The organism is Plasticicumulans sp., from assembly GCF_035331805.1.
Taxonomy (GTDB): Bacteria; Pseudomonadota; Gammaproteobacteria; order Competibacterales; family Competibacteraceae; genus Plasticicumulans.
In genome coordinates this window covers 6207-10896 of the sequence record NZ_DAOLKE010000102.1, presented here as the reverse complement: position 1 = coordinate 10896, position 4690 = coordinate 6207, and the positions used below count along the sequence as shown (strand labels likewise).

Sequence of the window (4690 nt, the reverse complement as noted above, 5' to 3'; positions counted from 1 at the left end):
ATGCTGCTGCTGCGCCGCCGGCCGCTGGCCCCCTTCCTCGGCGACGCCAGCGCGCTGGTCACGGCCGCGCTGCTGGCCGTGGCGCTGCCGCCGCTCGGGCCGTGGTGGCTGATCGTGCTCGGCACGGCGTTCGCGATCGTCATCGCCAAGCACCTGTACGGCGGGCTCGGCTACAACCCGTTCAATCCGGCGATGATCGGCTACGTCGTGCTGCTGATCTCCTTCCCGCTGGAGATGAGCACCTGGGCAGCCCCGCGCGGGGTCGGCGGACACGTCGCCGGCTTCGGCGAGGCCCTCGCCCTGATCTTCGGTGGCCACGGCGATCACGTGCTGCTCGACGCCGTGAGTTCGGCCACCCCGCTCGACACGCTGCGCACGCAGCTCGGCCTCGGCCAGACCGTCGCCGCCGTGCGCGCCGGCAGTCCGGTGTTCGGCTGGATCGGCGGCAGCGGCTGGGAATGGGCGAACCTCGCCTTCCTCGGCGGCGGGCTGTGGATGTGCCAGCGGCGCGTCGCCGCCTGGCAGATCCCGGCCGGCATGCTCGGCGCGCTGGCGCTGATCTCGACCGTGTTCTGGATCGCGGAGCCCGCGCGCTTCGCACCGCCGTGGTTCCACGTGATGAGCGGCGCGGCGGTGTTCGGTGCCTTCTTCATCGCCACCGATCCGGTGTCGGCCAGCACGACGCCGCGCGGCCGGCTGATCTACGGCGCCGGCATCGGCCTGCTGACCTGGCTGATCCGCTCGCTCGGCGGCTTCCCGGATGGCGTGGCGTTTGCCGTGCTGCTGATGAACCTCGCCGCACCGACCATCGACCAGTACACGCTGCCGCGTGCCTTCGGCGCCGGGAGGGCCTGAAAGTCATGAGCGAGGTCCTGCAGCAGATGCGCCGCGGGGGCGGCGTGCTCGGCGGTTTCGCGCTGCTCAGCGTCGCGCTGGTCGCCGCCACCTACTTCGGCACGCGCGGGCGCATCGCCGCCTCCGAACAGGCCGCACTCGAAGCGCAGCTGAACGCGCTGGTGCCCGCCGCGCGCTATGACAACCATCCCACTGAAGACACGATCCGGCTCAGCGACGCCGCCGGCTTCGGCAGCGGCGAAGCGGTGACCGTCTACCGGGCGCGGCGCGCCGGCGAGCCGGTCGCGGCGCTTGCGACCGTCATCGCGCCCGACGGCTACGCCGGGCCGATCCGGCTGCTGGTCGGCGTCTGGGCCGATGGCCGCATCGCCGGCGTGCGCGTGCTCGCGCACAAGGAAACGCCGGGGCTCGGCGATCGCATCGAGATCCAGCGCAGCGACTGGATCCGCAGCTTCGACGAGCGCAGCCTCACCGATCCCGACGCCGCCGGCTGGAAGGTGCGCAAGGACGGCGGGCGCTTCGACCAGTTCACCGGCGCGACCATCACGCCGCGCGCGATCGTGAAGGCCGTGCACGGCTTCCTCGAATACGCGCAGGCGCATCGCGCCGAACTCTACGCCCCGGCCAGCGGAGACCGAGCCCCATGAGCGCCAGTGCCCCGAGCAAGTCCGAGATCCTCGCCAACGGCCTCTGGCGCAACAACACCGGTCTGGTCGCGCTGCTCGGGCTGTGTCCGCTGCTCGCGACCTCCAGCTCGGCGGTCAACGGCCTCGGCCTGGGGCTGGCGACGGTGCTGGTGCTGCTGCTGACCAACACGACGATCGCGCTGATCCGCAGCTTCGTGCCGAACGAGGTGCGCATCCCGGTGTTCATCGTCGTGATCGCCTCGGCGGTCACCGCCGTCGAACTGGCGATGCACGCCTTCCTGCCCGAACTGCACAAGGTGCTCGGCATCTTCATCCCGCTGATCGTCACCAACTGCTGCGTGCTCGGGCGTGCCGAATCCTTCGCCTCCAAGAACGCCCCGGCGCTCGCCGCGCTCGACGGCGTCGCGACCGGGCTCGGCTTCACGCTGGTGCTGACCGCGCTCGGCAGCCTGCGCGAGTTCGTCGGTCAGGGCACGCTGTTCGCGAGCGCCGACATCATGTTCGGCGAGGCCGGCCGCATGCTGACCGTGCAGGTGCTGCACGACTACCGCGGCTTCCTGCTCGCGATCCTGCCGCCCGGCGCGTTCATCGGGCTGGCGCTGCTGATCGCCGGCAAGAACTGGCTCGACGCCCGTACCAACGCCCGCACGGCCGCGACCCCGGTCGAAGCCGGCTGCACGCCCGAGGCCCACGCCCGCGCCTGAACGCCCGGGGCGCATGATGGGCCGGCGGCCGGCTTGCGCTACGATAAGCGCCTTTCCGCGCCGCCCGCCCGCCGATGACCCCGCCGCAACGCCGCGAATTCTTCGCCCGCCTGCAGGCTGCGAACCCGCATCCGACCACCGAACTGCAGTACGCGAGCCCGTTCGAGCTGCTGGTGGCGGTGATCCTGTCGGCGCAGGCCACCGACAAGAGCGTCAACAAGGCCACGGCCCGGCTGTTCCCGGTCGCGAACACGCCGGCGCAGATGCTCGCGCTCGGCGAGGACGCCCTGCGCGCCCACGTGCAGACCATCGGCCTGTACCGCAACAAGGCCGCGAACATCCTGAAGACCTGCCGGCTGCTGCTGGAACGTCACGATGGCGAGGTGCCGCGCACGCGCGCCGCGCTCGAAGCCCTGCCCGGCGTCGGGCGCAAGACCGCGAACGTCATCCTCAACACCGCCTTCGGCGAGCCGGTGATCGCGGTCGACACGCACATCTTCCGCGTCGCCAACCGCACCGGCCTCGCCCCCGGGCGCGACGTGCTCGCCGTCGAGCGCGAGCTCGAGCGCGTCGTGCCCGATGAATACCGTCAGGACGCGCACCACTGGCTGATCCTGCACGGCCGCTACGTCTGCACCGCGCGCCGGCCGCAATGCCCGGCCTGCGTGGTGCGCGACCTCTGCGCCTGCCCCGACAAGACCGGAGACGCCTGAATGTTCGGCACCGACCGCAACCAGCTGCGCCGCTACTACTGCGAGACCTGGCGCCGGCACCGCGCCGGCGAGACCCTCGAACCGCTCGAAACGCTGATCGCCACCGTCATCGAGGCGCATCCGGAATACCAGGCCCTGCTCGCCGATCCCGAGCGCGCGCTCGCCGACGAATGGACGCCGCAGCGCGGCGAGAGCAATCCCTTCCTGCACATGGGCATGCACCTCGGCATCCAGGAGCAGGTGCAGACCGACCGCCCGGCCGGCATCCGCGCTGCCTGGCTCGCGCTCGCCCGCAAGCTCGGCGACCCGCACGCCGCCGAGCACGCGATGATGGAAGCCCTCGGCGAGGCGCTGTGGGAGGCGCAGCGCTTCGGCACGGCGCCGGACGAGGCGAAGTATCTCGCCCGCGTGCAGGCGCTCGCCGGCATCGGGCCGGGACCGTTCCCGGGCTCGGCGGGGCCGCGTGCATGAGCGTGCCCGAGGTGCTCGAAGACCTGCTGGCGCGCACGGCGCTCGCGGATCGCCATGCATTCGAAAAGCTGTATCGACTGTCGTCGGCGCAACTGTTCGGCATCGTGCTGCGTATCGTCCGTGACCGCGACCTCGCCGCCGACGTGCTGCAGGAGACCTACGTGAAGATCTGGCACCGCGCCGGCGATTTCCGCGCCGATCTCGCGCAGCCGCTGACCTGGATGGGCTCGATCGCCCGCCATCAGGCGATCGACACGCTGCGCCGCAGCGCCCGGCGCCTGAGCACGGCCGAGGACATCGACGAGCACTACGAGCTTGCCGACGAGGCGGCCGAGAGTCCGGCCGACGCCGTCGATCGCGGCCTGCAGGGTGCGGCCCTGCACCGCTGCCTCGGCGAGCTGCAGGGCCTGCAGCAGCGCGCCGTGCAGCTCGCTTGGTTTCGCGGCCTCACGCACGAGGACATCGCCGCGCGGCTGGACACGCCGCTCGGTACCGTCAAGTCCTGGCTGCGCCGCGGCCTGCTGCGGCTCAAGACCTGTCTGGAGGGCGCATGAACTACCGCGACCCCGAACTCCGTGAACTGCTGTCGGCGCAGTACGTGCTCGGCACGCTGAAACCGCGCGCGCGCCGGCGCTTCGAGAGCCTGCTGCCCGGCCGCGCCGACCTGCGCCGCAGCGTCGCCGGCTGGGAACGCCGGCTGCCGGAACTGCTCGGCCCGACGCCGGCGATCGAGGCACCGGACAGCGTCTGGCCGAAGCTGCGCACGCGCCTGTTCCCGGAAACGCTCGCGGCGGCCCCGGCGGCGACCGCTTCGCCTGCGCCCGGCCTGCTCGCGCGCCTGAGCTTCTGGCGCGGCTGGGCGGCGATGGCCAGTGTCGTCGCCTTCGTGTTCGCGCTGGCGCTCGGCCTCGGCAAGCAGACCGCGATCCCCGGCTACGCCAGCGTCGTCACCAGCATGCAGTCCCACGAACCGATGTGGATGCTGTCGGCGGCGCCGGAGATGGATCGCATCTACGTCAAGAGCATCCAGCCGATGGTCATGTCGCCGGACATCGGCTGCCTGCTGTGGATCCGGCCCGAGGGCTCGGAGCGCATGATCCTCGTCGGCGAACTGCCGTGGCGCGGCGAGGAGGCGACGCTGAAGATCGACAAGGCGACGCGCGCGCAGCTCAAGGGCCAGCTCGTCGTCACCGTCGAGCGCGTCGATCGCGGCATGCCCGACAAGCCGACCGCGGCACCGAAGTTCGCCGGCAGCTGGATGCCGATCCGCATCTGAAGGCACCCGGGCAGGGCGCGGAAG

Annotated in this window: 7 protein-coding genes; all 7 read left to right on the top strand. The window is 71.7% G+C overall.

Translation table 11 applies throughout. From position 1 onward, the window contains the following. Positions 1-855: RnfABCDGE type electron transport complex subunit D (locus PKE44_RS09220; protein ID WP_324550346.1), on the top strand; the 855-nt coding region annotated here is incomplete at its 5' end. 5 nt (positions 856-860) lie between these two features. Then, positions 861-1502 (top strand): electron transport complex subunit RsxG, encoded by a 642-nt coding sequence (gene rsxG, locus PKE44_RS09215; protein WP_324550345.1) that lies wholly within the window; start codon positions 861-863, stop codon positions 1500-1502. Then, a complete protein-coding gene (locus tag PKE44_RS09210) occupies positions 1499-2206 on the top strand; it encodes an electron transport complex subunit E (RefSeq protein ID WP_324550344.1) in 708 nt (235 codons plus the stop codon). Before rsxG ends, PKE44_RS09210 begins: the two co-directional genes overlap by 4 nt. 74 nt (positions 2207-2280) lie before the next feature. Then, positions 2281-2919, top strand: a complete 639-nt coding sequence (gene nth, locus PKE44_RS09205; protein ID WP_324550343.1) for an endonuclease III — start codon at positions 2281-2283, stop codon at positions 2917-2919. After that, positions 2920-3390 (top strand): DUF1841 family protein, encoded by a 471-nt coding sequence (locus tag PKE44_RS09200; RefSeq protein ID WP_324550342.1) that lies wholly within the window; start codon positions 2920-2922, stop codon positions 3388-3390. It begins immediately after the preceding gene. After that, positions 3387-3944 (top strand): sigma-70 family RNA polymerase sigma factor, encoded by a 558-nt coding sequence (locus PKE44_RS09195; RefSeq protein WP_324550341.1) that lies wholly within the window; start codon positions 3387-3389, stop codon positions 3942-3944. Before PKE44_RS09200 ends, PKE44_RS09195 begins: the two co-directional genes overlap by 4 nt. Continuing rightward, positions 3941-4666 carry a hypothetical protein gene (locus PKE44_RS09190; protein ID WP_324550339.1) on the top strand — a complete coding sequence of 242 codons (726 nt, stop codon included), beginning with the start codon at positions 3941-3943 and terminating at the stop codon, positions 4664-4666. The genes PKE44_RS09195 and PKE44_RS09190 overlap by 4 nt, the downstream gene beginning before the upstream one ends. Positions 4667-4690 lie beyond the last annotated feature (24 nt).

Bases quoted from the DNA above. Each gene is read 5' to 3' on its own strand.
- rsxG (WP_324550345.1), top strand. From the start codon at position 861: ATGAGCGAGGTCCTGCAGCAGATGCGCCGCGGGGGCGGCGTGCTCGGC.
- PKE44_RS09210 (WP_324550344.1), top strand. From the start codon at position 1,499: ATGAGCGCCAGTGCCCCGAGCAAGTCCGAGATCCTCGCCAACGGCCTC.
- nth (WP_324550343.1), top strand. From the start codon at position 2,281: ATGACCCCGCCGCAACGCCGCGAATTCTTCGCCCGCCTGCAGGCTGCG.
- PKE44_RS09200 (WP_324550342.1), top strand. From the start codon at position 2,920: ATGTTCGGCACCGACCGCAACCAGCTGCGCCGCTACTACTGCGAGACC.
- PKE44_RS09195 (WP_324550341.1), top strand. From the start codon at position 3,387: ATGAGCGTGCCCGAGGTGCTCGAAGACCTGCTGGCGCGCACGGCGCTC.
- PKE44_RS09190 (WP_324550339.1), top strand. From the start codon at position 3,941: ATGAACTACCGCGACCCCGAACTCCGTGAACTGCTGTCGGCGCAGTAC.